This window comes from Dactylosporangium sp. NBC_01737, from assembly GCF_035963215.1.
In the GTDB taxonomy this organism is placed as follows: Bacteria; Actinomycetota; Actinomycetes; order Mycobacteriales; family Micromonosporaceae; genus Dactylosporangium.
In genome coordinates this window covers 2949455-2975820 of the sequence record NZ_CP109153.1, presented here as the reverse complement: position 1 = coordinate 2975820, position 26366 = coordinate 2949455, and the positions used below count along the sequence as shown (strand labels likewise).

The 26366-nt window shown below is 68.6% G+C and carries 24 protein-coding genes and 4 tRNA genes; 4 read left to right on the top strand and 24 right to left on the bottom strand.

The genetic code is table 11. The annotated features are described in order from the left end of the window. Positions 1 to 80: 80 nt before the first annotated feature. The 20 genes from OHA72_RS13225 to OHA72_RS13130 form a co-directional block, all read right to left on the bottom strand. Complete coding sequence (locus OHA72_RS13225) at positions 81 to 3968, bottom strand: DNA-directed RNA polymerase subunit beta' (RefSeq protein ID WP_327008134.1); 3888 nt, start codon at positions 3966 to 3968, stop codon at positions 81 to 83. 82 nt (positions 3969 to 4050) lie between these two features. Next, positions 4051 to 7476 carry a DNA-directed RNA polymerase subunit beta gene (gene rpoB, locus OHA72_RS13220; protein ID WP_327008133.1) on the bottom strand — a complete coding sequence of 1142 codons (3426 nt, stop codon included), beginning with the start codon at positions 7474 to 7476 and terminating at the stop codon, positions 4051 to 4053. Between the two features lie 528 nt (positions 7477 to 8004). Beyond that, complete coding sequence (rplL, locus tag OHA72_RS13215) at positions 8005 to 8385, bottom strand: 50S ribosomal protein L7/L12 (RefSeq protein ID WP_327008132.1); 381 nt, start codon at positions 8383 to 8385, stop codon at positions 8005 to 8007. Positions 8386 to 8424: 39 nt separating this feature from the next. After that, positions 8425 to 8991, bottom strand: coding sequence for a 50S ribosomal protein L10 (gene rplJ, locus OHA72_RS13210; RefSeq protein WP_327008131.1), 567 nt, complete (start codon positions 8989 to 8991; stop codon positions 8425 to 8427). 236 nt (positions 8992 to 9227) lie between these two features. Then, the gene (locus tag OHA72_RS13205) at positions 9228 to 9419 is read right to left on the bottom strand and encodes a hypothetical protein (RefSeq protein WP_327008130.1); all 192 of its coding nucleotides are present in this window, start codon (positions 9417 to 9419) and stop codon (positions 9228 to 9230) included. Continuing rightward, a complete protein-coding gene (locus OHA72_RS13200; protein WP_327008129.1) occupies positions 9392 to 9913 on the bottom strand; it encodes a hypothetical protein in 522 nt (173 codons plus the stop codon). Before OHA72_RS13200 ends, OHA72_RS13205 begins: the two co-directional genes overlap by 28 nt. Continuing rightward, the gene (locus tag OHA72_RS13195; protein WP_327008128.1) at positions 9910 to 10626 is read right to left on the bottom strand and encodes an ATP-binding cassette domain-containing protein; all 717 of its coding nucleotides are present in this window, start codon (positions 10624 to 10626) and stop codon (positions 9910 to 9912) included. Before OHA72_RS13195 ends, OHA72_RS13200 begins: the two co-directional genes overlap by 4 nt. Positions 10627 to 10699: 73 nt before the next feature. After that, complete coding sequence (rplA, locus tag OHA72_RS13190; RefSeq protein ID WP_327008127.1) at positions 10700 to 11425, bottom strand: 50S ribosomal protein L1; 726 nt, start codon at positions 11423 to 11425, stop codon at positions 10700 to 10702. Between the two features lie 70 nt (positions 11426 to 11495). Beyond that, entirely contained in the window at positions 11496 to 11927 is a 432-nt protein-coding gene (rplK, locus tag OHA72_RS13185; protein ID WP_203845065.1) for a 50S ribosomal protein L11, read from the bottom strand. A 132-nt stretch (positions 11928 to 12059) separates the two neighbouring features. Beyond that, positions 12060 to 12710 (bottom strand): transcription termination/antitermination protein NusG, encoded by a 651-nt coding sequence (gene nusG / locus OHA72_RS13180; protein WP_442788716.1) that lies wholly within the window; start codon positions 12708 to 12710, stop codon positions 12060 to 12062. Between the two features lie 116 nt (positions 12711 to 12826). Beyond that, positions 12827 to 13300, bottom strand: a complete 474-nt coding sequence (gene secE, locus OHA72_RS13175) for a preprotein translocase subunit SecE (protein WP_327008125.1) — start codon at positions 13298 to 13300, stop codon at positions 12827 to 12829. Positions 13301 to 13475: 175 nt separating this feature from the next. After that, positions 13476 to 13548, bottom strand: a tRNA-Trp gene (locus tag OHA72_RS13170). A 123-nt stretch (positions 13549 to 13671) separates the two neighbouring features. After that, positions 13672 to 14070 carry a MaoC family dehydratase gene (locus OHA72_RS13165; protein WP_327008124.1) on the bottom strand — a complete coding sequence of 133 codons (399 nt, stop codon included), beginning with the start codon at positions 14068 to 14070 and terminating at the stop codon, positions 13672 to 13674. Between the two features lies 1 nt (position 14071). Continuing rightward, positions 14072 to 14518 carry an FAS1-like dehydratase domain-containing protein gene (locus OHA72_RS13160; RefSeq protein ID WP_327008123.1) on the bottom strand — a complete coding sequence of 149 codons (447 nt, stop codon included), beginning with the start codon at positions 14516 to 14518 and terminating at the stop codon, positions 14072 to 14074. A 73-nt stretch (positions 14519 to 14591) separates the two neighbouring features. Next, positions 14592 to 14759 carry a 50S ribosomal protein L33 gene (gene rpmG / locus OHA72_RS13155; RefSeq protein WP_033357682.1) on the bottom strand — a complete coding sequence of 56 codons (168 nt, stop codon included), beginning with the start codon at positions 14757 to 14759 and terminating at the stop codon, positions 14592 to 14594. Between the two features lie 99 nt (positions 14760 to 14858). Next, a tRNA-Met gene (locus tag OHA72_RS13150) sits at positions 14859 to 14931 on the bottom strand. A gap of 34 nt (positions 14932 to 14965) precedes the next feature. After that, positions 14966 to 15038: transfer RNA gene (locus OHA72_RS13145), tRNA-Thr, on the bottom strand. Positions 15039 to 15906: 868 nt separating this feature from the next. Then, the gene (locus OHA72_RS13140) at positions 15907 to 18441 is read right to left on the bottom strand and encodes a putative bifunctional diguanylate cyclase/phosphodiesterase (RefSeq protein ID WP_327008122.1); all 2535 of its coding nucleotides are present in this window, start codon (positions 18439 to 18441) and stop codon (positions 15907 to 15909) included. A gap of 70 nt (positions 18442 to 18511) precedes the next feature. Further along, on the bottom strand, positions 18512 to 18736 hold the full coding sequence (locus tag OHA72_RS13135) for a hypothetical protein (protein ID WP_327008121.1): 225 nt from the start codon (positions 18734 to 18736) through the stop codon (positions 18512 to 18514). Between the two features lie 159 nt (positions 18737 to 18895). Then, positions 18896 to 19207, bottom strand: a complete 312-nt coding sequence (locus OHA72_RS13130; RefSeq protein WP_327008120.1) for a hypothetical protein — start codon at positions 19205 to 19207, stop codon at positions 18896 to 18898. 90 nt (positions 19208 to 19297) lie between these two features. On the opposite strand from OHA72_RS13130, the gene OHA72_RS13125 reads away from it, so the two are divergent. Then, complete coding sequence (locus OHA72_RS13125; protein WP_327008119.1) at positions 19298 to 20371, top strand: hypothetical protein; 1074 nt, start codon at positions 19298 to 19300, stop codon at positions 20369 to 20371. A gap of 192 nt (positions 20372 to 20563) precedes the next feature. On the opposite strand, the gene OHA72_RS13120 is transcribed toward OHA72_RS13125, so the two are convergent. From OHA72_RS13120 to OHA72_RS13105, 4 genes are all read right to left on the bottom strand, one after another. Continuing rightward, positions 20564 to 20649, bottom strand: a tRNA-Tyr gene (locus OHA72_RS13120). A gap of 293 nt (positions 20650 to 20942) precedes the next feature. Further along, on the bottom strand, positions 20943 to 21230 hold the full coding sequence (locus tag OHA72_RS13115) for a hypothetical protein (RefSeq protein ID WP_327008118.1): 288 nt from the start codon (positions 21228 to 21230) through the stop codon (positions 20943 to 20945). A gap of 14 nt (positions 21231 to 21244) precedes the next feature. Continuing rightward, complete coding sequence (locus tag OHA72_RS13110) at positions 21245 to 22489, bottom strand: helix-turn-helix domain-containing protein (RefSeq protein ID WP_327008117.1); 1245 nt, start codon at positions 22487 to 22489, stop codon at positions 21245 to 21247. Next, positions 22486 to 22806, bottom strand: a complete 321-nt coding sequence (locus tag OHA72_RS13105) for a putative quinol monooxygenase (RefSeq protein ID WP_327008116.1) — start codon at positions 22804 to 22806, stop codon at positions 22486 to 22488. The genes OHA72_RS13110 and OHA72_RS13105 overlap by 4 nt, the downstream gene beginning before the upstream one ends. 157 nt (positions 22807 to 22963) lie before the next feature. On the opposite strand from OHA72_RS13105, the gene OHA72_RS13100 reads away from it, so the two are divergent. The 3 genes from OHA72_RS13100 to OHA72_RS13090 all read left to right on the top strand — a co-directional run bounded on the left by OHA72_RS13100 (position 22964) and on the right by OHA72_RS13090 (position 26307). Further along, on the top strand, positions 22964 to 23197 hold the full coding sequence (locus tag OHA72_RS13100; RefSeq protein ID WP_327008115.1) for a DUF6284 family protein: 234 nt from the start codon (positions 22964 to 22966) through the stop codon (positions 23195 to 23197). Positions 23198 to 23223: 26 nt separating this feature from the next. Then, on the top strand, positions 23224 to 24033 hold the full coding sequence (locus OHA72_RS13095; protein ID WP_327008114.1) for an ABC transporter permease: 810 nt from the start codon (positions 23224 to 23226) through the stop codon (positions 24031 to 24033). A gap of 87 nt (positions 24034 to 24120) precedes the next feature. Then, positions 24121 to 26307 (top strand): P-loop NTPase family protein, encoded by a 2187-nt coding sequence (locus tag OHA72_RS13090; protein ID WP_327008113.1) that lies wholly within the window; start codon positions 24121 to 24123, stop codon positions 26305 to 26307. Positions 26308 to 26366 lie beyond the last annotated feature (59 nt).

Below are 26366 nucleotides of genomic sequence, written 5' to 3'. Positions count from 1 at the left end.
GCCGTCGGCCGGGCACGCCAGAGGGCGGGAACCCGTCGGGTCCCCGCCCTCTGAGCGGAAGTGCTGTCCAGCGTCCAGCTTTAGCGGAAGGAGCCCAGGTCGAAGTCGTCCAGGGGGACCGCCTGCCCGCTGGCCGGACCGAAGCCGTAGTCGGCCTCCGGGTAGCCGGTCATCGAGTAGACCTTCGCCTTCGCCTCCTCGGTCGGCTCGACCCGGATGCTGCGGTACTTGCTGATGCCAGTACCCGCCGGGATGAGCTTGCCGATGATGACGTTCTCCTTCAGACCGATCAGCGAGTCGCTGCGCGCGTGGATCGCCGCGTCGGTCAGCACCCGGGTCGTCTCCTGGAACGAGGCCGCGGACAGCCACGACTCCGTCGCCAGCGACGCCTTGGTGATGCCCATCAGCACGGGACGGCCGGCCGCCGGCTCGCCGCCCTCGGCGACGACACGACGGTTCTCCGCCTCGAACAGTGCACGGTCGACCAGCACGCCAGGCAGGAACTCGGTCGAGCCGGAGTCGATGACCGTGACCCGCTTGAGCATCTGCCGGATGATGATCTCGATGTGCTTGTCGTGGATGAGCACGCCCTGCGAGCGGTACACCTCCTGGACCTCGGAGGTCAGGTGGACCTGGACCGCCCGGGGACCCATGATGCGCAGCAGCTCGTGCGGGTCGATCGTGCCCTCGGTCAGCTTCTCGCCGACCTCGACGTGCTCGCCGTCCTGGTAGCGCAGCTTGACGCGCCGGCTGAGCTTGTCGTGGACGATCTCCTCGCTGCCGTCGTCCGGCACGATGATGATCTTCCGCATCCGCTCGCCGTCCTCGATGCGCACGCGACCGGGGGTGTCGGCGATGGGCGCCTTACCCTTCGGCACGCGGGCCTCGAAGATCTCCTGCACACGGGGCAGACCCTGGGTGATGTCCTCACCCGCGACGCCACCGGTGTGGAAGGTACGCATCGTCAGCTGCGTGCCCGGCTCGCCGATCGACTGGGCGGCGATGATGCCGACCGCCTCGCCGACGTCGACGGTCTTGCCCGTGGGCAGCGACCGGCCGTAGCAGGCGCCACAGACGCCCAGCTTCGACTCGCAGGTGAGCACGCTGCGGACCCGGACGATCTCGGTCCCGGCCGCGACCAGCTGGTCGACCGTGATCGAGTTGATGTCCGTGCCGCGCTCGGCGACGATCTTGCCGTCCTTGTCACGGACGTCGTCGGCGAGGGTACGGGCGTGCACGCCCGTCTCCGCGTGCTGGTGGATGCGCATGGCACCGTCGTGCAGCTCGCCGACCGTCATCGGGATGGCGCGGTCGGTGCCGCAGTCCTCCTCGCGGATGATGACGTCCTGCGACACGTCCACCAGACGACGGGTCAGGTAACCCGAGTCGGCGGTCCGCAGCGCGGTGTCGGCCAGACCCTTGCGCGCGCCGTGCGTGGAGATGAAGTACTCCAGCACGGACAGACCCTCCCGGTAGCTGGCCTTGATCGGCCGCGGGATGATCTCGCCCTTCGGGTTGGCCACCAGGCCACGGATCGCGGCGATCTGGCGGAGCTGGAGCAGGTTACCGCGGGCACCCGAGTTGATCATTTTCCACAGCGGGTTCTCCTGCGGCAGCGCGCTTTCCATCTCCTTGGCGACCTCACCGGTCGCCTTGGTCCAGATCTCGATGAGCTCGCCGCGGCGCTCCTCGGCCGTCATGAGACCGCGCTGGTACTGCTTGTCGATCCGCTCGGCCTCCTTTTCGTAGCGCTCGAGGATCTCGCGCTTGCGAGGCGGCTGGATGACGTCCTCCATGCCGATGGTGACGCCGGACCAGGTGGCCCAATGGAAGCCGGCCAGCTTCAGCGCGTCCAGGGTCGCCGCGAGGGAGACCTTCGGGAAGCGCTCGGCCAGGTCGTTGACGATCGCCGACAGCTGACCCTTGCGGATCTCGTAGTTGACGAAGCGGTAGCCCACCGGGAGGGTCTCGTTGAACAGGACCCGGCCCAGGGTGGTCTCGACCGTGACGGTGTCGCCGGACTGCCAGCCCTCGGGGGCCTCCCACTGCGGACCCGCGGCACCGTTGTCGACGCCGATGATGTCCTTGAGCCGGATCTTCACCAGGGCCTGCAGGTGCAGCTCGCCGTTGTCGAACGCCATCCGGGCCTCGGCGTCGGAGCTGAAGGTGCGCCCCTCGCCGAGCAGGTTCTTCTGGATGTGCGTCAGGTGGTACAGGCCGATGACCATGTCCTGGGTGGGCATGGTGACCGGCTTGCCGTCGGCCGGCTTGAGGATGTTGTTGCTGGACAGCATGAGGATGCGGGCCTCGGCCTGCGCCTCCGCGGACAGCGGCACGTGCACGGCCATCTGGTCGCCGTCGAAGTCGGCGTTGAAGGCGGTGCAGACGAGCGGGTGGATCTGGATGGCCTTGCCCTCGACCAGCTGCGGCTCGAAGGCCTGGATGCCCAGGCGGTGCAGGGTCGGCGCGCGGTTGAGCAGCACCGGGTGCTCCGCGATGACCTCCTCCAGCACGTCCCACACGACCGGCCGCTGACGCTCGACCATGCGCTTGGCCGACTTGATGTTCTGCGCGTGGTTGAGGTCGACCAGGCGCTTCATCACGAACGGCTTGAACAGCTCCAGCGCCATCTGCTTCGGCAGGCCGCACTGGTGCAGCTTGAGCTGCGGGCCGACGACGATGACCGAACGGCCGGAGTAGTCGACGCGCTTGCCGAGCAGGTTCTGCCGGAAGCGGCCCTGCTTGCCCTTGAGCATGTCGGACAGCGACTTCAGCGGCCGGTTGCCCGGGCCGGTGACGGGACGACCGCGGCGGCCGTTGTCGAACAGCGCGTCGACGGCCTCCTGCAGCATCCGCTTCTCGTTGTTGACAATGATCTCCGGGGCACCCAGGTCGATCAGGCGCTTGAGCCGGTTGTTGCGGTTGATCACGCGCCGGTACAGGTCGTTGAGGTCGCTGGTGGCGAACCGGCCACCGTCGAGCTGCACCATCGGACGCAGGTCCGGCGGGATGACCGGGACGCAGTCCAGAACCATGCCCAGCGGCGAGTTGGCGGTGTTGAGGAACGCCGCGACGACCTTCAGCCGCTTGAGCGCCCGGATCTTGCGCTGGCCCTTGCCGCTGCGGATGGTCTCGCGCAGCGACTCGGCCTCGTCGTCGAGGTCCAGGTTCTCCAGCAGCGCCTTGATCGCCTCGGCACCCATGGCGCCGGTGAAGTACTCACCGAACCGGTCGCGCAGCTCGCGGTAGAGCAGCTCGTCGGTGATGAGGTTCTTGCGGTCCAGCTTGCGGAACGTGTCCATGACCTCGTCGAGACGGTCGATCTCACGCTGCGCGCGGTCGCGCATCTGGCGCATCTCGCGCTCGCCGGACTCCTTGACCTTGCGGCGCACGTCGGCCTTCGCGCCCTCGGCCTCAAGCTCGGCGAGGTCCTGCTCCAGCTTCGCGGCGCGCTTCTCGATCTCCGAGTCGCGGGCGTTCTCCGCCTGGCGCTTCTCCGCCGAGACCTCGTTCTCGAGGGTGGCGAGGTCGCGGTGGCGGGCCTCCTTGTCGACGCTGGTGATCACGTACGACGCGAAGTAGATGATCTTCTCGAGGTCCTTGGGCGCCAGGTCGAGCAGGTAGCCGAGCCGGCTGGGCACACCCTTGAAGTACCAGATGTGCGTGACCGGGGCGGCGAGCTCGATGTGGCCCATGCGCTCACGGCGGACCTTGGCCCGGGTCACCTCGACGCCGCAGCGCTCACAGATGATGCCCTTGAACCGGACCCGCTTGTACTTGCCGCAGTAGCACTCCCAGTCCCGGGTCGGACCGAAGATCTTCTCGCAGAAGAGCCCGTCCTTCTCCGGCTTCAGGGTGCGGTAGTTGATCGTCTCGGGCTTCTTGACCTCGCCGTGCGACCACTGGCGGATGTCGTCGGCAGTGGCCAGACCGATGCGCAGTTCGTCGAAGTAGTTGACGTCGAGCACTTCGTCTATGTCCTCACGATTCAGTTGCTCGGGTAATTGCTAGGTCGTGGGCGGGCACCTTCATCGGGTGCCCGCCACGAAATCAAACTTCCTCGACGCTGCTCGGCTCACGCCGGGAGAGGTCGATGCCGAGTTCCTCGGCGGCGCGGAACACCTCGTCGTCCGTCTCGCGCATCTCCAGGGCCACACCGTCGCTGGAGAGCACCTCGACGTTCAGGCACAGCGACTGCAGCTCCTTGAGCAGCACCTTGAAGGACTCCGGGATGCCCGGCTCCGGGATGTTCTCGCCCTTGACGATCGCCTCGTAGACCTTGACGCGTCCGAGGACGTCGTCGGACTTGATCGTCAGCAGCTCCTGCAGCGCGTAAGCCGCGCCGTAGGCCTGCATCGCCCAGCACTCCATCTCACCGAAGCGCTGACCACCGAACTGCGCCTTACCACCCAGCGGCTGCTGCGTGATCATCGAGTACGGACCGGTGGAGCGGGCGTGGATCTTGTCGTCGACCAGGTGGTTGAGCTTGAGGATGTAGATGTAGCCGACCGCGATCGGGTCCGGCAGCGGCTCACCGGAGCGGCCGTCGAACAGCCGCGCCTTGCCGCTGGCGCCGATGAGCTGGTTGCCGTCCCGGTTGGGCAGCGTGCTGCTCATCAGACCCGCGATCTCTTCCTCCTTGGCGCCGTCGAAGACCGGGGTCGCCACGTTGGTGTCCGGCTCGGACTCCCCCGCGTTGATGGCCTTCAGCGCCCGCTTCCACTCGGTGTCGTCACCGTCGATCTTCCAGCCGGTCTTGGCCACCCACCCGAGGTGGGTCTCCAGGACCTGGCCGATGTTCATCCGGCTCGGCACGCCGAGCGGGTTGAGCACGATGTCGACCGGGGTGCCGTCCTCGAGGAACGGCATGTCCTCGACCGGGAGGATCTTCGAGATGACGCCCTTGTTGCCGTGGCGGCCGGCGAGCTTGTCGCCGTCCTGGATCTTCCGCTTCTGGGCCACGTAGACGCGCACCAGCTCGTTGACGCCCGGGGACAGCTCGTCGCCGTCCTCCCGGCTGAACGTGCGCACGCCGATGACCGTGCCGGTCTCGCCGTGCGGCACCTTGAGGCTGGTGTCGCGCACCTCGCGGGCCTTCTCACCGAAGATCGCGCGGAGCAGACGCTCCTCCGGGGTCAGCTCGGTCTCACCCTTGGGGGTGACCTTGCCGACCAGGATGTCGCCGGTCACGACCTCGGCGCCGATCCGGATGATCCCCCGCTCGTCGAGGTCGGCGAGCATCTCCTCGCTGACGTTCGGGATGTCGCGGGTGATCTCCTCCGGCCCCAGCTTGGTGTCGCGGGCGTCGACCTCGTGCTCCTCGATGTGGATCGAGGTGAGGACGTCGTTCTGCACCAGCTTCTGGGACAGGATGATGGCGTCTTCGTAGTTGTGACCCTCCCAGGGCATGAAGGCCACGAGCAGGTTTCGCCCGAGTGCCATCTCGCCCTCGTCGGTGCACGGACCGTCGGCGATGACCTGCCCCGCCTCGACCCGGTCGCCCTCGAAGATCACCGGCTTCTGGTTGACGCAGGAGCCGGAGTTGGAGCGGCGGAACTTGTGCAGCAGGTACGTGCGGCGGTGGCCGTCGTCCTGGTGGATCGTGATGTAGTCGGCGCACATGTCCTCGACCACGCCGGCGACCTCGGCCACGACCACGTCACCGGCGTCGACGGCGGCACGGTATTCCATGCCGGTGCCGACGAGCGGAGCCTCGGCCTTGACCAGCGGCACCGCCTGGCGCTGCATGTTGGCGCCCATGAGTGCACGGTTGGCGTCGTCGTGCTCGAGGAACGGGATCATCGCGGTGGCGACCGAGGTCATCTGCCGCGGCGACACGTCCATGTAGTCGACCTGGTCCGCGGGGACGTTGTCGACCTCACCGCCCTTGCGTCGGACGAGGATGCGGTCCTCGGCGAAGTTGCCGTCGCTCTTGAGCGGAGCGTTGGCCTGCGCCTTGACGTAGCGGTCCTCTTCGTCAGCGGTCAGGTAGTCGATCTGGTCGGTGACCCGGCCGTCGACGACCTTGCGGTAGGGCGTCTCGACGAAGCCGAACGGGTTGACCCGCGCGAACGTCGACAGCGCGCCGATGAGACCGATGTTGGGACCCTCGGGGGTCTCGATCGGGCACATGCGGCCGTAGTGCGACGGGTGCACGTCGCGGACCTCGAAGCCGGCCCGCTCACGCGACAGACCACCCGGGCCGAGCGCGCTCAGCCGGCGCCGGTGGGTCAGGCCCGCCAGCGGGTTGGTCTGGTCCATGAACTGGGACAGCTGCGACGTGCCGAAGAACTCCTTGATCGCCGCCACGACGGGACGGATGTTGATCAGGGTCTGCGGCGTGATCGCCTCGACGTCCTGGGTGGTCATCCGCTCGCGGACGACGCGCTCCATCCGGGACAGGCCGACGCGGACCTGGTTCTGGATGAGCTCGCCGACCGTGCGCAGGCGCCGGTTGCCGAAGTGGTCGATGTCGTCGGCCTCGTAGCCCTCTTCGCCCGTGTGCAGGCGGCAGAGATACTCGACCGTGGCGACGACGTCCTCTTCGGTCAGCACACCCTGGTTGATCGGGAGGTCCAACTCGAGCTTCTTGTTGAACTTGTATCGACCGACCTTGGCGACGTCGTATCGCTTCGGGTTGAAGAAGAGGTTGTCGAGCAGGGTCTGCGCATTCTCACGCGTCGGCGGCTCGCCAGGGCGGAGCTTGCGGTAGATGTCCAACAGCGCCTCGTCCTGGCCGGCGATGTGGTCCTTCTCGAGCGTCGTCATCATGAGCTCGGACCAGCCGAACTTCTCACGGATGCGCTCGGCGGACCAGCCGATGGCCTTGAGCAGGACGGAGACCGCCTGCCGGCGCTTGCGGTCGATGCGGACACCGACGGTGTCGCGCTTGTCGATGTCGAACTCCAGCCAGGCACCCCGGCTCGGGATGACCTTCACGCTGGTGAGGTCGCGGTCGGAGGTCTTGTCCGGCTGCTTGTCGAAATACACGCCCGGGGACCGGACGAGCTGACTCACCACGACGCGCTCGGTGCCGTTGATGATGAAGGTGCCCTTCGGCGTCATCATCGGGAAGTCACCCATGAACACCGTCTGGCTCTTGATCTCGCCAGTGGTGTGGTTGGTGAACTCCGCCGTCACGAACAGCGGCGCGCAGTAGGTGAGGTCCTTCTCCTTGCACTCCTCCATGGGAGCCTTGACCTCGTCGAAACGGGGCGCGGAGAACGACAGGGACATCGTGCCGGAAAAGTCCTCAATGGGACTGATCTCATCAAGGATCTCCGCAAGCCCGGAACGGGCGTGCTGATCACCGGCCGAGCGGCTCTGCCACTTCTCGTTGCCAACCAACCAGTCGAACGAGTCGGTTTGGATGGCAAGGAGGTTGGGAACCTCAAGGTGTTCGGTGATCCTGCCGAAGGAGACCCGGCGGGGAGCGTATGCGCTCGAACTGGTCTTCGCAGGGCGGGAAGCTGCCAAGATGCGTCCTTCCGAGGACCGGTGTTGCAGACAGGCCGTTTCGCGTGCAGCCTGACGACCCCCGATGCAAAGTGCCCACGAAGAGGCACTCCACGCCAGAGGTGAAGTCAGAAGACAGCGCAAACTAGCAGTGTAGCCGAAAGGCTAACCGCTGTCGAGCGGCCCCGTGCACGATGTTTCAACGATCTTTTTTGAAGATCGTTTCTCCACCGGCCGAGCCGCTCGCGTCGGTCGTGGCCTGTGGCTCACCGGTTGATGTGCGCTGAACCAGACCCAAGAAGGGTCGGGGCACATCTGTCGGGCCACCGGCCGCCGCGTCCGCGGAAAGGCAGTGCCTGATTAGCGTGCCTGCCCGCTGGTCATCGCGTCAAGGGTTCCCACGCGCGTCGGGCAACCGTGACGGATATCTCGCACTCCGATCACAAGGTGTTGTGGTGGCCACCCCTAGATCTTGGGTCCTTACATCCGCCGCACGGCAAAGGGCGACCGCCGGAATCCGGCGGCCGCCCCCTCAGCTTCGACGCAGAACTACTTGAGGACGACCTTGGCGCCCTCGGCCTCGAGCTTGGCCTTGCCCTTCTCGGCGGTCTCCTTGTTGACCTTCTCGAGGACGGCCTTCGGCGCGGCCTCGACGAGGTCCTTCGCCTCCTTGAGGCCCAGGCCGGTCAGCTCGCGCACGACCTTGATGACCTGGATCTTCTTGCCACCGTCACCCTCGAGGACGAGGTCGAACTCCGACTGCTCCTCCTTCTCCTCGACCGGGGCGGCCGGACCGGCCGGGCCGGCGGCGACCGCGACAGCGGCGGTGACGTCGAAGGTGGTCTCGAACTCCTTCACGAACTCGGAGAGCTCGATCAGGGTCATCTCCTTGAACGCGTCCAGGAGTTCGGTGGTGCTCAGCTTCGCCATGTTGGCGTTCCTTTCGAAAAAGTGATGTGGAGCACGGGCCTATTCGGCCGCGCTGCCGGATTCCTGGACGCTGCCGGATTCCTGTTCGCGCTTGTCGGCCAGGGCCTGGACGGTGCGGGCAGCCTTCGACAGCGGCGCCTGGAACAGCGCTGCGGCCTTGGACATGGTGCCCTTCATCGCGCCGGCCAGCTTGGCCAGCAGCACCTCGCGGGACTCCAGGTCGGCCAGGCGGCGGACCTCGTCCGCGCTGATGGCCTTGCCCTCGAAAACGCCGCCCTTGATGACGAGCAGCGGGTGGGCCTTCGCGAACTCGCGGAGGCTCTTCGCCGCCTCGACAGGGTCGCCGGAGACGAAAGCGAGCGCGGTAGGACCGGTGAACAAATCGTCGAGCCCGCTGATGCCCGCGTCCGTCGCGGCACGCTTCGCGAGCGTGTTCTTCGCGACGGCGTACGTGGTCTCGCGGCCCAGGTTGCGACGCAGGGTCTTGAGCTGCGCCACGGTCAGGCCGCGGTACTCGGTCAGCACGGTGGCCGTCGAACCCCGGAAGTTCTCGGTAAGCTCCGCGACTGCGGTGGCCTTGTCGTCTCGAACCGGCTTGTCCGCCATGTCCCTCCTCTCTCTTGCTACGGTGCCGGCCACGCTCTCGGGCCTGCTGGCAGCAACGAAAAACGCCCCGGCGCAGGGGCGCACGGGGCGGAGCGACATCATGTCGGCAGCGCTTGTCCGGCCCTGCGCGGGTCGCCTGCGTTGACGCAGGGCCTTCGACATCCGCTCACGCGGATATGACCAGCGGTCTTCGGGTTTCGATCAGAACTGTACTTGACACGTCGTGTGTGACCAAATCACGGCCGTTCGCGGCGCAGCCGGGCGTACCCGGCGGTCGCGAGCACCGCCCATGCGACGCCCCAGCCGGTGGTGACGAGGACCGCGGCGAGGTCCGCGCCGCCGACGGTGTCGCGGGCCGCGGTCATCAGCGGCGGGGCCAGCCACGGCGCCGGCGAGCTCTTCAGGCCCAGCACGATCGCCGCCACCACGCCGCCGACGAGGATCGCCAGGCCCCGGGCCGCCTGCGCCGACACCGCGCGGCTGGACAGGGCGCCGAGGGCGACCGCGGGCAGGAGCAGCAGCACGTGGGCCCAGACGCCGAGCGCGACGCCCTCGGCGAGGGCGGGTCGCCCTCGCCCGGCGTGGTCACGCCGCCGACCAGCCACGGCAGGACCAGCGCGACCAGGATGACGGGCAGGCCGGCGACCAGCGCCGCGACGATGCCGGCGGCGCTCTCCCGGGCCGCGCCGACGGCCACCCGGCCGAGGCGCCGCTGCACGTCGGGCTCCACGTCCAGCAGGATCTTGGTCTGCCAGGCCAGGACCGCGAAGAGGATGGCGGCCGACACCCCGTACGCCTCGCCGGCCTGGGCCTGACCTCCGCCGTACAGGATGGAGAGGACGACCAGCGCGGCCAGGAGCGGGGCGGCGGCCCGGCCGGTCTGCAGGAACCCCGCGAGCCGCATCCTGATCAGGGCCGTCATCGCTCCTCCCGGACACCGAGGACGTCGAACCCGTCGGCGCGCAGCTTCGCCACCGCGCGGTCCGTGTGCGCCGGGGGCACCGCGAGCTCGATGATCCGCCTGGCGGCGGGCCGTTCCCCCTCGGTCACCCGCCCGTCGCGGACGTGCCAGCGACGGGCGCGCGGCAGCCGGGACACCTCACCGAGATGGTCGCTGATGAGCACGGAGCCGCCACGCTCCACGACCTCGGCGACGATGGCCGGCACCTGCTCGCGGGTCCTGGCGTCCAGGCCCTCCCACGGCTCGTCCAGCACCAGCAGCCCCGGCGGGTCCAGCAGTGCCTGGACGAGGCCGACCTTCTGGGCGGAGCCCTTGGAGAGGCGGCTCAGGCGTACATCGAGGAAACCCGTGAAATCGAGCCGCTCGGCCCATTCGTCGATGGTGTGGCCCGCGGCGTTGCGGATGGCCGCCATGTGGCTCAGGTAGGCGCGGGCGGTGAACGGCTGGTCGGCGGGGAACCGCTCCGGTACCCAGCCCACGATCGCCGCACGGCCCGTCACGGTGCCTCTTGCCGGGCGCAGCACGCCGGCGGCGAGCTGGAGCAGGGTCGACTTGCCAGAGCCGTTGGGGCCGAGCACGACCGCGGTCTCGCCGGGTCCGAGATCCAGGTCGACGTGCTGGAGGGTCCACGCGGCCTTGCGGGCGTACCGGAACGAGACGTCCTGCAGCTGCACGCCCCCGAACATAGCCGCTCATAGACGAAGGCGGGCACCCTCGTGGGTGCCCGCCTTCGTCGTGCCGCTGGGGTTACTGCTCCGCGTTCGCGTCGTCCTCGAGGAGGTTGCGCGTGCGGTTCGGGTCGACCGGGATGCCGGGGCCCATGGTGGTGGTGATGAAGATCTTCTTCAGGTACTTGCCCTTGGCCGCGCTCGGCTTGGCCCGGTTGACCTCGTCGAGGACCGCCGCGTAGTTCTCCACCAGCTGCTGCTCGGAGAAGCTCGCCTTGCCGATGATCAGGTGCAGGTTGGAGTGCTTGTCGACGCGGTAGGTGATCTTGCCACCCTTGATCTCGTTGACCGCCTTGGTGACGTCCATCGTGACCGTGCCCGTCTTCGGGTTCGGCATCAGGCCGCGCGGGCCCAGGATCCGCGCGATCCGGCCGATCTTGGCCATCTGGTCGGGGGTCGCGATCGCCGCGTCGAAGTCCAGCCAGCCTTCCTGGATCCGGGCGACGAGCTCGTCCGTGCCCACCGCGTCGGCGCCGGCGGCCTCGGCCTCGGCGGCCTTCGCGCCCTGCGCGAAGACGATGACGCGGGCGGTCTTACCGGTGCCGTGCGGCAGGTTGACCGTGCCACGGACCATCTGGTCGGCCTTGCGGGGGTCGACACCCAGCCGCATGGCCACCTCGACGGTGGGGTCGAACTTGACGGTGGTGGTCTGCTTCGCCAGCTTCACCGCGGCGATGGGGCTGTACAGCGCGTTGCGGTCGACAAGGTCCGAGACCTTGCGGTAGTTCTTGCCGTGCTGCGACATGTCGCTTTACTCCTGTGGTGATCGTGCGGGCGCCTCGCTTGGACGCCCTCCCACGTGTGATCGGGGTTTGTCAGTCCTTGACGACGATGCCCATGGAACGGGCGGTGCCGGCGATGATCTTCTCGGCCTGCTCGATGTCGTTGGCGTTCAGGTCCGACATCTTCTTCTCGGCGACCTCACGCAGCTGGGCCTTGGTGATCGAGCCCACCTTGTCCTTCTGCGGGACGCCGGAGCCCTTCGGCACGCCGGCGGCCTTGAGCAGCAGACGGGCGGCGGGCGGGGTCTTGAGGATGAACGTGAACGTCCGGTCCTCGTAGACGCTGATCTGCGCGGGGATGATGTCGCCGCGCTGGGACTCCGTCTGGGCGTTGTACGCCTTGACGAACTCCATGATGTTCACACCGTGCTGACCGAGCGCGGGGCCGACCGGCGGCGCCGGAGTGGCCTGGCCGCCCGGCAACTGAAGCGTGAAGGTCTTGACGAGCTTCTTCTTCGGAGGCATGGCTGCTTTCGTCTTCCTGGGCTGGAATGATTCGTGCTGCCCGGGCATGTCGATGCCCGGGGTGGCATATTGCCGCTGCGCACGACTGAGCGCCCGGCACTTGGCCGGACGCTCAAGCGTACCGCAGGTGAATTAGATCTTCGTGACCTGGTTGAAGTTGAGCTCCACCGGGGTCTCGCGACCGAAGATCGAGACGAGCACCTTGAGCTTCTGCTGGTCGGCGTTGATCTCGCTGATGGTCGCCTGCAGCGAGGCGAAGGCGCCGTCGGTGACGGTGACGGAGTCGCCGACCTCGAAGTCGAGCACCTTGACCTCGGGCTTGCCGGCCTTCTTGCCCTCCTGCTGCACCACCGGCGCGAGCCACTTGAGGACCTCGTCCAGCGACAGCGGGGCCGGGCGGTCCGCCCGGTCGGTCGCGCCGACGAAGCCGGTCACGCCCGGCGTGTTGCGCACACACGAGTAGGACTCCGCCGTCAGCTCCATCCGCACGAGGATGTAGCCGGGGAAGACCTTGTTCTGCACCTGGGTGCGCTTGCCGTTCTTGATCTCGACCTCTTCACGAGTCGGGACCTCGACCTGGTAGATGAACTCTTCCATGTCGAGGCTCGTGATACGGGTCTCGAGATTCGTCTTGACCTTGTTCTCGTAGCCGGCGTAGGAGTGCACCACATACCAGTCACCCGGCGCGAAGCGCAGTGCGGCACGCAGCTCGGCGACGGGGTCCTCGACGTCGGTCGCCGTCGCCGCCGGCTCGGGGGCCGTGCTCGGCGTGGCGGCCGTCATCACCGTCGACGTTTCTTCGCGCTGCTCGTCGTCGGTCCCGGCGGTCTCGTCGAATTCCTGCACGCTGCTCACTTCCGTCTGTCAAGTCTTCGCGTCTGCGGCCGGTCCGCTGTGGACTACTCCGCTTTGTTGCCGAAGGCCCAGAGGACGCCCTTGGCGAACAGGTAGTCGAGGCCGCCCACGATCGAAAGCATCACGATCACGAACACGACGACGACGACCGTGTAGGTGGTCAGCTCCTTGCGGGTCGGCCAGATCACCTTACGCAGCTCGGCCACAACCTCGCGGACGAAGTTGATGAGCCGCGCGAAGATGTTGTTCGAGCTACCCTCTTTGACCTTGGTCTTCTTCTTGTCCGCGTCCTTGACGTCCTTGGACTTCGACTTCGCGTCCTTGGACTTCGTCAGGACCGGCTTGCCGTCCTCGTCCTCGTCCTCGTCGTCATCGGTGTCCACGTCACCGTCGAGGTCGTCGTCGAGCTCATCGAGCTCGTCGGCGAACTCTTCCTCGATGGCCGCGTCCTCGGCGGTGAGCTCCTCGTCACGGCGATCGTCGGCGGGGTCGGTCCCGCGTCGCCTGCGTTCGGCCACTTTCGCCCTCTTCCGTGATCTCGCGAGTGCTCGGTCCGATGAGTGGCCCGCGGATCCGCCCTACCAGGCCACCGGCGAGAAGCCGGCGGCACTCGGCGGGACCAACCCGTGACCGCTGGAGGTTGCGACCCGATCGGCGGATCGGGCACCCCAGACCCAGGTCAGGCCTTCGGCGCAGGGGTGACAGGACTTGAACCTGCAACCTGCGGTTTTGGAGACCGCTGCTCTGCCAATTGAGCCACACCCCTTCGTGGTGATCGCGCCTCCCGGAACCCCCTTCAGAGGGCGCCGAGAGGTTGCTCACCCCACGGGCGACCAGTGTACGGGTTCGGGTGGGATATCCCAACCACCCCCCTCCACCGGGTCGCGCCTTACGCCCTGACCAGGGCTTTTGCGGCGCCGAGAATCTTGTCGCCGTTACACGTGGCGGTGATGTCGATCTGCGTGACACCGTCTTCGCCTACCCGCTTCACGACCCCGCTCACCACGATCTCGGTGCCTTTGTCGTCGTCCGGCACCACGACCGGATTGGCGAACCTGGTGGAGTACTCGACGATCGCCGCGGTGCCACCCACCCAACAGGCAACCGCCTGCCCCGCCAGGGCCATCGTCAGCATGCCGTGCGCAATGACACCCGGCAGACCGACCGACGTCGCGACGCGGTCGCTCCAGTGGATCGGGTTGAAGTCGCCGGACGCTCCCGCATACCGCACCAGATCGGCGCGGGTCACCTGGAACGTCTGCGGCGGGAACACGGTGCCGACCTGCATGTCAGCCCTCCCCACGGACCACGAGCCGGGTCCAGATCGTCACGACGAGCTCACCTTCGACGGTCGACACCTCGTGCCGCGTCGTCAGGAACGCGTGCCCGGCGCGGCTGCTGATCTCCTCCACCGCCATCACGGTGACCAGGTGGTCGCCGGCGACGATCGGCCGCACGTAGCGGAACGTCTGCCCGCCGTGCACCACCCGGCTGTAGTCCAGCCCGAACGACTGGTCCTCGACCAGCTGCTGCCCGGCGTTCTGACTCAGGATGATCGCGAACGTCGGCGGGGCGATCACGTCCTTGTAGCCCTTGGCGCGCGCCTCGGCGAGGTCCCGGTGCACGGGATCACTGGCGCTGACCGCGTCGGCGAACTCCCGGATCTTCTCCCGGCCGACCTCATAGGGCGGGGTCGGCGGATACACCCGACCCATGAACGACTGATCCAACGGCATGATGAGCAACTTACCGCCGCATGCCGAAGCCCCGGCCGCTGGGCCGGGGCTTCGTCGTCAGCTGTGGGTGCGGTTACCGCGTCTCGCGGTGCACGGTGTGCTTGCCGTCCCGGGGGCAGAACTTCTTCAGCTCGATGCGGTCCGGGTCGTTGCGGCGGTTCTTCTTCGTGATGTAGTTCCGCTCTTTACACTCCGTGCATGCCAGCGTGATCTTCGGACGAACGTCGGTCGCCTTGGCCATGGCGAAGTGCCTTCCTTCAGAGCGGGGTTCAGGTCCAGCGAACGAGCATAGCGGCTCACACTGGCAGTCGCCGAATCGGCGACCTCTGTGGTGCGTCTGTAGCGGTGGCCGGACTTGAACCGGCGACACAGCGATTATGAGCCGCTTGCTCTACCATCTGAGCTACACCGCCGCGGCGGACTCGATGACTCAAGCCCGGTCTCTCGAGCCCCCTTACGGAATCGAACCGTAGACCTTCTCCTTACCATGGAGACGCTCTGCCGACTGAGCTAAGGGGGCGCATCACGTGCGATCCCGCACATGCGCTCGCTAAGCGTACACGGCCCTCGCCGTGGCACGAAATCGACTTCCCCGAACTGGTGTCCGCGCAGCTTGTGAGGCCTGCTTCGGTGTGCCGGCACGGGTTCTCGCGGTCCTGCTCCGCGGGTGGCCCCGAGGGTCGGGCCTTCTCTGCATGGGGTGCCGGCTTCGTTTCTTGACCCCGTTCCCGACCTCGGGGTGATCGAAGAAGGGATCTGGTCGTCCGCGCGGCCCGGACGCGCCTTCGATCAAGTGGGTGTGGCGGTCGTGGATGTGGGAGCGGCTGTTGGTCGCTCTGGATGACCGCGGGACGACTTCGATTGGCGCGCCCTTGGTCAGGACGTGCGGATCCGGAGATTCGTACGAGGCGGGGTGACTGGACAGCCGTCCGGGCGGCTGGAGTGCGACTTCGATCGTGGGCCGCGGTGTGGGGCACCGCGGGCGCGGCGAGTGGCCGAGACGGCAGCACCGGAGGCACCGAGGCACCGCAGGCACAGAGGCACGGCAGGCGCAGAGGCACGGCAGGGCTGCGGCGGCGGGCGCGGCGAGTGGCAGGCACGACAGCGAGCGGCAGCGGAGTGGCTTCCCCCATGTCGCGGTTGTGGGGTTGTCGCGGCCGGCAGGTCGCGTCGCTGCCGGCTACGGCTGCGGCTCTTCGCGGCCGGAGGTCGCGGCTCTTCGCGGCCGGAGGTCGCGGCTCTTCGCGGCCGGAGGTCGCGGCTGCGCAAGTGTCCGCGGAGGTGGCAGGGCCAGGGCCAGCGAAGCTGGGCCCCGGCCCGGTGGCTGACGGGAGCGACGGAGCGTGCCCACCGCGGACCGGAGCAGGAAAACGCAGCCTGGAGCGGCTTTACGGCACGGCGCGCAGCCAGCGGACCTCGACGGCGGGGGCGGCTGTGGGGTCGGCGTCGGCCTGGACCTGGAGCCAGGACTCGAAGCGCTCGTATGGCAGCGCGCGGCTGAACAGGAAGCCCTGGCCCATGTCGCAGTGCATGTCCTCGAGCAGGCCCAGTGTGAGCTCGCTCTCAACGCCCTCGGCGACGACGGCGAGGCCGAAGTGCCGGGCCATGTCGACGACGGTGCGCACGATCGCGAGATCGCTGGCGCCGGTGGCCATGCCCTGGACGAAGGTGCGGTCGATCTTGACCTCTTGGACGGGGAAGCGGCTGAGGTCGGCGAACGAGGAGCGGCCGGCGCCGAAGTCGTCGACGGAGAGCTGGACGCCGAGGTCACGCAGGCGCCTGAGGACGGGGATGCTGCGGCCGCTGCCGCCCAGCTCCTCCTCGGAGAGCTCCAGGATGATCCGGTCGGCCGGCACGCCGTGCTCCTCGAGCAGCTCCGACACCTGCAGCGGGAAGTCGGCGTCGTTGAGTGTGCGGGCCGAGATGTTGACCGCGACGGTGAGCGAACGGCCGGCGTCGGACCATTCGCGGGCCCTGCGGATGCCTTCGCGGAGCACCACGCCGTTGAGCCGGGTGAGCTGGCCGGTGTGCTCGGCGACCGAGACGAAGTCCGGCGGGGCGACCTGGCCGTGCACGGGATGCTCCCAGCGCGCCAGGCACTCGACGCCGACGAGCCGGCGGTCCTTGAGGGCGACCTTGGGCTGGAAGTACACCTCGAGCTCGCCGGTGTTGAGCGCGGCTTCGAGGTCGGCGGCGAGCCCGACGCGGCGGACGGAACGTGACTGCAGGCCCGCGTTGAACAGCTGGACGATCCCGCGGGACTTCGCCACGGAGGTGGCCACGGCGGCCTGCTGGAGCAGCGCCTCGGGCTCGGTGCCGTGGTCCGGGTAGATCGACACGCCGACATTGGTGTCGACGTCGACCGTCAGGGCGTCGATGGTCATGCGGTCGCGCAGGCCGGCCCGCAGCGTGTCCGCGACGGCCACGGCCGCCTCGGCACTGACGGTGCGCAGCTCGACGGCGAACTCGTCGCCGCCGACCCGCGCGACCAGGGCTCCCTGCGGCGCCAGGTCACGCAGCCGCCGGGCGACCTGGACGAGGACCTCGTCGCCGGCGTCGTGCCCGAGCGACTCGTTGACCTGGCGCAATACGACGACGTCGAACAGCAGGACCGCGACGACCTCGCGCGGGCCGCGGCCGGTCATCGCCTCGCCGAGTGCTTCGAGCATCCTGCGCCGGTTGGCGAGGCCGGTCAGCACGTCGTGATTGGCGTCGAACTGGAGGCGGTCGACGAGCCGGCTGTTCTCGACCGCGATGCCGGCGTGTGCCGACAGCGTCTCGAGCAGCTGCACGTCCTCCTTGCCGAACGCGGTGCCCGCGCCGAGCCGGCCCGCGACCTCGAGCGTGCCGATCGGCACGCCGCTGGAGCGCAGCGGCACCACGATGACGTCCTTAACGTCGGCCTGCTGCAGCGCCGAGCGGAGCTCCGGCTCACCGATCTTGGGTCCGGCGGCGACGGTCTTGCCGGTGCGCATCGCCTGCTGACGGAACAGGTCCGGGGTGGGCGCGTTGTCGAGCAGGCCGCGGTAGTCGAACCGGGCGGAGAGCAGCACCTCGGGGTGCCGGCCCTGCGCGGGTAGCCAGAGGGTGGCCGAGTCGGCCGCGAGCAGCGCCCGGACCCGCACGAGCAGCACGTCCGGCAGGGTGCCGTCGTGGTTGGTGGCGGCGATGTCGCGGGTCAGCGCGTACATCTCGGTGAGATTGCGGTGCTGGCGGAAGAACTGCGAATAGGAGCGGTACAGCATGCCGAGCACCGCTGCCATGACGACCAGCAGGAGGCTCCCCCAGGTGCTCGCCTGCAGCGTCAGCAGCATGACGAGGCCGAGGACGATGTTGACGCCGATGACCGCGAAGCCCGGCACCGAGGAGCGCAGGAACTGCGGGAGGTGCGCCACGCCCTGCAACAGGACCATGACGCCGGCGATTGCCGCCCACGACACGAGGTTGCCGGCGAGCACCGCAATGCCGAGCACCAGCCATGTGCCGGGCGAACCCGCCTTGCCGATGCCCAGCTCGAACACGATGAGATTGGCCGTCGCCACACCCGCGATATGACCGGCGGCGCTGAAGGCGGCTTTGTGCGGGCCGAGTTTGCCGCTGAAGATGTTCCAGATCAGGCCCGCGATGAGGCGCACCGCGATGGTCATCAGCGGCGAGAGGTAGAACAACGCCAGGAGCACCGGGACGTCGTTCATGCGGATGTTCAGGCCCTGCCGCCGCACGTCGAACCGCAGCACCATGTGCGTGGCGGCCAGGGAGAGCAGCAGCAGGACCGGAGCGTATTCGAGGTGGTGGTCGAACGGCCGCGGATGCGGCGCAAGCAGTGGTGGCAGAGAGAGCAGAGCACCCAGTAACAGCAGAGGCGCTGTGATCAGCCAGGAGTAGCTGTCAGGTCGGCTGACCGGAGCCTTCGGAGCTGGCACCCATTCCCCAATCGCGGCGAGCCGCAGCCCACGTCAACACGCCCGCCGCGCAGGGAGTGATCGGGCCGGCCTAACCCCAGTCGAAGTCCTCGGTGACGAAGATGGGCTCAGGCTGCGCCTTGACGGCGTCCACCGAGCTGACCATCTGCACCGATCCGGGCAATGAGGTGAGTCCGCTGGCGTGATTGCTGACGCTGGCTTGCGCGGCCGTCGTCGATAAACCAAGGGCCACAGCCCCAGCTCCGATCGTGACCGCCAGACGAACCATCCACAGGCCGAGCGTCGTCTCACGCATCTGTCGCTCCCATGCGATCACAGTGACACCAGGTGTGGCTTGGATACCCACGATCGTGCCACAGCTAACGGTAGAACCAACAGTGCGCAGCCCAGGATGACGCGTCCGCGCGGAAGAATCGACCTTTCGGCCGATTCCGGCAGTGGAGGTACGGCTATATCAACCCGCCCGATCCAGATTCGGCGCAACTTTTCCGCGACTTGAGGAGTCGGACTTGACCCTCTTGCGCTTACTGACGGACAGGACCTTGGCGTGCCGCATCTCGCGCCAGTCCTCGGCGGGATCCAGGACCGCCGAGCGGACCCAGTCGACCGCGGCTCCTTCGGAGTCGAACGTCCGCACCCGCAGCCGCCCGTCGGGTCCTCCGCGTCGGAGCTCCACCTGCCACCGGCCGTCGGCCGCGTTGCGCACGAAGACGTCCCGGCGCACCAGCCGGGACCACCGCCCGTTCCACCACTGCCGCTCATTCATGGGTACATCTTAGAACGGGTGTACGACAATTTTGGGCTTCTGGGGTGCGACCTCAGCGGCCGCGCCTCTCGCGGGTCGTACCGTGCGCGGATGTCCCAGACATCGCGCGCCCCCGTCGCCCTCGGGCTGACCGCGGTGGGGGTCGCCGTCCTCGGCCTGGCGGTCCTGCTCTACGGCACCTACATCGGAGTCCGGCACACTCACGTGCTCCTCCAGGACTTCAACCCCCTCCCCGCCGACGCGCGCGAGGCCCTGTTCACCGCCGCGGTGCTCGAGGCCATGCTGCCGGCGACCCTGCTGGTGGCGGGGTTGCTGGTGTGCGCGGGGCTGGTGCTGGCGGGCCGGGACGCCGGGCGCGCCGCGCTGGTGTGGCTGTGCGGCGTCGGGTCCGTCGTGACCCTGGTGCTGTACGCCAATCGCGGGCGCCTGCTGGGCAGGTGGGACTTCGTCGTGCGGATCGGCCTACCGGCGTGGGTCGGTGTGCTCGGCGTGCTGGTGGCCATGATCGGCCTGGCCGGGGCGGCGGTCAGCCTCGGCGTCCCGGCCGCCCGCCAGGCGTTCGCGTCGACCGGCACCGACCAGGCCGGCATCGAGCAGGCGGGCCGGACCGGGCCGCCGGCACCGTTGCGGGCGGCGGTACCACGGTTCGCGGTGGGCGGCGTGCTCGGTCTTGTCGGGCCCGTCTTCATCATCGGCGACCGTGTCATGGACGGCCTCCTGGTGTACTTCGCCAACGCTGTCGGCCTCATCTTGCTGGCCGGCGCCGGCGCGATCCCTGTCGCGGCCGCCGGCGCGTGCTTCGCGGCGTGGGTCGCCGGGCGCGGCTGGCCGAACGGGGCGCACATCGCCCGAATCGCTGGCGTGCTGCTGCTGCTCCTGCAGGTGTTGTCCCTGTACTGGGCCACCCGCACCACCGCCGTCGGCGTGCGCGACAGCTCCTTCCTCGACAGCGACCTCGAGCTGATCGGCACGCTGATGCTCGTGACCGTCGTGGCCGGCATCACGGCGACCCTCGGCGGGTTCGCCGGGCTGGCCGACCCGCGCAGCGAGCGGTTCCTGCGACCGGCCAGCCGCCCCCCGTATCAGGGTTGGCAGCCCTGGACGGCGGCCGATCCACGACCTGCGGGCGACCCGGCGCCAGTGGACGGCTACACCGTTCCTTAGTCGTCAGGCCGGCAGACCGTTCCGCCGCTTCACGCGCCGGGCGGCGACGCCGGGGACCAGTGCGTGGCGAAGCTTTGCCGCGTATTTGCCGTGACGGGTGAGATCGAGCGGCACCGGGTGAGACCCAGTGGACCAACGAGATCGGCCCCGGACCAGAGTTTTCCCTGGTCCGGGGCCGATCTGTCCTGCCAGTGGCGGGTAGAGGATTCGAACCTCTGTAGCTTTCGCGACGGATTTACAGTCCGCGCGCCACACATGCCTCTAGCTGGACAAACGCCGAATCCGAGTCGCCGGTTGGCACACCCTTGACGCGACACCGTGAAATCCGACCTGCTCGGATCTCTTGCTAGCAGTCAGACGCGCCGCCGACAACGATCGCAGCATCTCGTCCCGACGCTCCTGATCCTGCCTCGCCAGGTCCGCCAGCGACGACGCGGCCGCCGGAGCGCCGAAGATCACCGGCAAGATCGTCCTGGAACCCTGGTCCCGACCACTGACCTACCCACCGGCAACATCGTTGCCTGCCGCAGGCCGCGCTGCTCACCGATCAGCATCCGGCCGCCGATGGGCGTCATTCGAAGATCCCGAACGCTCGTTCACGCCACCGCCGCACACCCTCCGATCCCTCAACCGGAGCAGTCTCGATGGTGTGGCGCAGGGTGTGGGCTAACCCGAAACACTCGTCGTCACCGAAACACTCGGCCAATGCGAGCGCCTCCTCGTCCGTCACGGGGCGCTCAATACGGTCCAGAAGTTCTCCGGCGCGCCTGACAAGCACCTCTAGAACGTCATCAGGCTCAAGATCTTCCGATGGCAGTCTTCCGAGGCTGATGAACTCACGGACTTCCGGCCGAATCACTCGGACCTCACCTCCTAGGGCTGAGCGTCGGCGCGCTCGGCAAGCGCCCTCAGCTCCGGTGACGTCGCGCGACCGGCGATCAGGATCAGTTCCCTGATGGCGCTCCGTGCTGCTACGTGCGTGTGGATCAGTTCGGGGGCGAGTTCTTCGGCCTGTAGTAGGCAGGCGAGCGCTTCGCCGGTTTGTCTGCGTTGGGCGTAGGCGCGTCCCATGTCCAGGGCCAGGCGGGCGCGCCGTTCGATGGACAGCGCTTCGGCATCGATCTGCTGCCCGATGTCGATCGCTTCGCCAGCGTCCCCGAGTTCGACGGCGATGGAGACGGCCTGGATCTCCACGTTCGTAGGACCGAACTCAAGGTTGAAGTCGTTCCGGTCGCTCCCCAGGCGGAGCGCCACCTGCCGCGCACGGTCGATCTCGCGCCGCGCCTCAGCACGGTTCCCGGCCCGTGCGTGCACGAGCGCCAGCACGAGATGCAGCGACCCCATCACCGAAAGCGCCTCGGCCGCATCGGCGTCGTCCGGCGTGTGCTGGTGCAGCGCGTTCACGGCGGTTGTTGCCGCGTGCTCGGCCTGATCGACGCGCTTGAGGCGGACGAACGCCTGCGCGAGCCGAAACACACCCGCGAACACGTGCAGCGCCTCACCGGATCGCTCGGCAGCGTTGATCGCCCGGTCCGCCGCGATCCATGCCGCGTCCGGCTCGTCCTGCCGCACGAACGCCGCCGACAGCGCCTGGTAGGTGCGACTGAGCAGCGACCAGAGCGCCGGCCGTTCGTCGTCCGGTGCCGTACGGGCCGCCCGCTCCAACCGCGGGACCAGCGGACCGATGGAAGCACTCAGCTCCGCGAACTGGTTCGCGTGCGTCAAAGCCCAGATCTCGTCAACGGCGGCACGCAGCTCGGCCAGGCTCACCGGCGCGGCAACGGATTCCCCGGCGAGCAGGACCTCCGGCACCGGATGCCCGGAGATGACGAGCCGAGCCTGATCCAGATCGTTGGACGGGGACACGGCCTCATCACGAACCGGAGTCTCCGGCGCGATGGGCGAGTCCGGTTGCAGAGCCTGGACAGACACGCCGAGGCCGTCGGCCAGGCGGCGGAGCACGTCCAGCCTTGCGACCGGCTGCACTCCCCGTTCCACCTGCGAGAGCCAGCTCGATGTACGTCCGAGTTCGGCGGCTAGCTCGCCCTGGGTCATGCCGCGCTGTTTGCGCAGGTCGGCGACCAGCGCTCCGAACGCGCGTTGCTCCTCGGTGATCACTGACGCGTCGGCCCCTTTCCGGATTCGGCCTGCATGAACGTGACGTCGAGACCGCTCGTGTACTGCACCCGCTCGGCCAGGAAGTGCTTGGTGTGCGGCTGCTGCTCGTGGAAGTCGAACGCTGCGCGGTCGGCGTACAGCTCGTAGAACACGCGTGTCAATGGCTGGTCCGGCACGGTGTGCACCACATACGCCAGCGTGTCCGGCTCGTGCCGCTCGATCTCGGGCGTCGTCCGCGACACCAGTTCATCGAACCCCTCCGCGGCTTTTTCGTCGTGGAGGTGGAAGTGGACGACGAGTGCGAATCCCCTGCTCATTGCTGCCTCTCGTAGTAGTCGCACTCAGCTTGCCAGACTCGCAGTCACACTGCCACTCGCAGAAATTCTTGACTCGCAGAAACACTGCGACTACCTTCGCAGTAGAGCTGCTAGTGAGTGATCGCAGGCAGTCATTTCCGATCGCATAGGAGAGACCGTGATCTACGAACGTGACGACCCGACCCCCGCCGAGCTGGCCGCGATCGAAGACGAGTGGCCGCTGATCGAGGCGGAGATGGACCTGCTCGACGTGCAGGTGTCGATCCTGGCCGGTCACGGCCGGGTTGACGACCTGGAGGCCCAGCGCCTGCGCAACGCCCGCGACATGGTCGTTCGCGAGTCGCTGGCCTGGTACTGCCGCCGTTTCAACGCGCAGCGTCCGGCTGCGTGAGTCGCCAACTCGAAGGAGCAGCACCGATGACCACCGCTACCGCCTCCAGCGCCTACCCGGCCCCGGTCGAAGCGCTGATGCCGCAGGCCCGCACCCTCGCCGACAAGCTCGGCGAGATCCCCTCCCGGAACGTGCTGATGAAGGAGTTCCGGATCGGCGCGCCGAAGGCCAACGCCGTCCGCGAGGCGCTCACCGAGGAACGCGCCGAGGCTCCCGCGCCGCGCACGCTGCACGTCGTGCCGGACCTGGAGCCGGACACCGACACCCCCGAGTCCGCTCCGGCGATCGAGGCGGGGCCGGTCGCCGACGCGGTCGAGGCGCCGCCGCTGGCCACGGGTGACGGACACCCGGACACCAACATCACCCCGCCGGTCCTCCCGACCGCGCCGCCGGCCGAGAAGCCGATCCGGCGCAAGCCGCGCTCGTGGCCGGTGTGGGTGCTGGCGCTGCCCGCGTTCGTGGCCATCTGGTCCGGGTGGGTCGGCCTCGGCGAACTGACCGGGTTCGGCGTCATCCACCCGCTGCCCGGCATCGCCGACGGGTTCAGCATCAACACCGCGATCACGCTCCCGATCGGCGTGGAGACCTACGCCGCGTACGCCCTCGCGGTGTGGCTGTCCAGCGCCTACGGCACGTCGGTCCGCCGGTTCGCCCGCTGGTCCGCCATCGGGTCGCTGATCTTCGGTGCGGCCGGACAGGTCGCCTACCACCTGCTCACCGCCGCCGGAGTCACCTCCGCGCCGTGGTGGATCACCACCGCCGTTGCTTGCCTGCCCGTCGCCGTGCTCGGCATGGGCGCCGCCCTCGCGCACCTCATCCACGCCGACCACGAATAGCTCCGCCCGGTGCGCGGCCTCAAGGCCTAGGAACCCGGCCGCGCACCGGTCTCCCATCCCCAGCAAGTGAGTCAGGAGACCCTCAGCATGACGAGCAACGAACCGGACCGCGAGCACCCGAACGGGTTCGACTGGTCCAAGTACGAGACCGAAGTCGCCGACGTGACCAACGTGGTCGACCTCGGCGCCGAGCGTGACCGCCGCAACCGCGTCGAGGACGGCGTGGACCTGGGCGACGACCTCGACGGTGGCCCGGTGTTGGTCGACTCGCCGCAGGCGCAGCGCGTCGCGAAGCTCGACCGGCGTGGCGCCGAGCGCCGGCCGCTGCTGCCGCCGTGGCTGCGCTCCCGCGCCGAGCTGCACGACGTGACGGTCTGGGCGGCCGGGTACGTCGGCCACGTCACCGCCTACCACCTGCTTCGGTTGCCGAAGTACGCGGCGAAGCTGGCGCTCCGCGCGCCGGTCGGCCTGTTCCGCGCTCTGGGCGCGGCGCGCCGGTGGCTGTTCGACCTGGAGGCCGCGCCGGTCCGGCAGGCCACCGTCCGCACCGAGAACGCAGAGCAGTACCTGCACCTGTCGCGGCAGCGTGACCGACGTGTCCGGTGGCGGGGCATCGTCGCCCTGGCCGTCATCGTCGCGGCCATCGTCGGCGCGGTCACGCTCGCTCTGGCGCCGTCGTGGGTGCCGTGGGCCGCCCTCGGCGTGGCGGTGCTGGTGTTCGGGCTTGCGGGTGCTCCGGCTGACCGGCCGCTGCTCGACCGGGCCGTGGTCGGTACGCGGGTGGCGAAGCTGACGTCGGACATCGTGGTCCGGGCGCTGTCCGTGCTCGGCGTCGCCGGGATCAACCAGGCCATCGCCAAGCAGGGCGACCGCGCCATCGGGTTCCCGGCGCCGATCACCCGCGACGGTCCCGGCTGGCGCGCCGACGTCGACCTGCCGCCCGGCGTGACGATCGGCGAGGTGATGGACCGCCGCGACAAGCTCGCGTCCGGCCTCGGCCGCCCGCTCGGCTGCGTGTGGCCGGAGGGCAACGCCGACATCAGCCCGTCCCGGCTCGTGCTGTGGGTCGGTGACCAGCCGATGGCCGCATCCGCGCCGCCGGTCTGGCCGCTGCTCAAGGCCGCGACCGTCGACGTGGCCAAGCCGTTCCCGTTCGGGACCGACCCCCGCGGTCGGCAGGTGTTCATGGAGATGCCGTACACCAACGTCCTGATCGGCTCGATCCCCGGCTACGGCAAGACCGCCGCCGTGCAGCTGCCGATGCTCGTCGCCGCGCTGGACCCGCACGCCGAGGTGTGGGGCTACGACTTCAAGGGCACCGGCGGCCTCGACCCCCTCGCGAAGATCTGTGCGCGGTACGCGTCCGGGATGGACGACGACACCGCCGAGGCTGGGCTGATCGCGCTGCGGGAGCTACGCGAGGAGTGCCAGCGTCGCGCGGCCATCATCAAGAAGCTGCCGAAGGACGTCTGCCCAGACAACAAGGTCACCGGCGACCTCGCGCGCCGGATCAAGGGCCTGCACTGGCTGGTCGCGGTGTTCGACGAATGTCAGGACCTGTTCGCGCACGCGGAGTTCGGCAAGGAAGCCGGAGAGCTGGCGGAGAAGATCGTGAAGCTCGGCCGCGCCCTGGGCGTGATCCTCGTCCTGGCCACGCAGCGCCCGGACGCCAAGAGCCTGCCCACGGGAGTGTCGGCGAACGTCGGTACCCGGTTCTGCCTGCGGGTCATGGGCCAGCTGGAGAACGACATGGTGCTCGGCACGTCCAGCTACCGCAACGGCCTGCGGGCAACCATGTTCACCAAGCGCGACCTGGGCGTCGGTTACCTGGTCGGCGCCGCCGATGAGGCACAGATCGTGCGGACGTACTACCTCGACGGTCCGACCGTCGAGGTGCTCGCCGCCCGCGCCCACGCCGCTCGGGAAGCCGCGGGGACCCTCACCGGCTACGCCGCCGGCCGGACCGCCGAGACGCCCTCGACGCGGCGGGAGACGCTGCTGGAGGACCTGCTCGGCGTGTTCCGCGCCGACGAGCCGAAGCTGTGGGCGGAGACCCTCGTGGAGCGCCTCACCGCGCTGCGGCCGGACGTCTACGCCGACCTCACGCGCGACCAGCTCGGCGCCGCGCTCAAGCCGTACGGGATCACCACGTCGCAGGTGTGGGGCACCGACCCGGTCACCGGCAAGGGCGCCAACCGGCGCGGCATCGACCGGCAGACCATCGCCGATGCGGTCGCGGAGCGTAACCGACGCGGGGGCGACAGCGCCGCCTGACCGCCCCGAACGGGCTGCTAGGTCTAGCAGCATCCCCTGCTAGACCTAGCAGCCCCGCT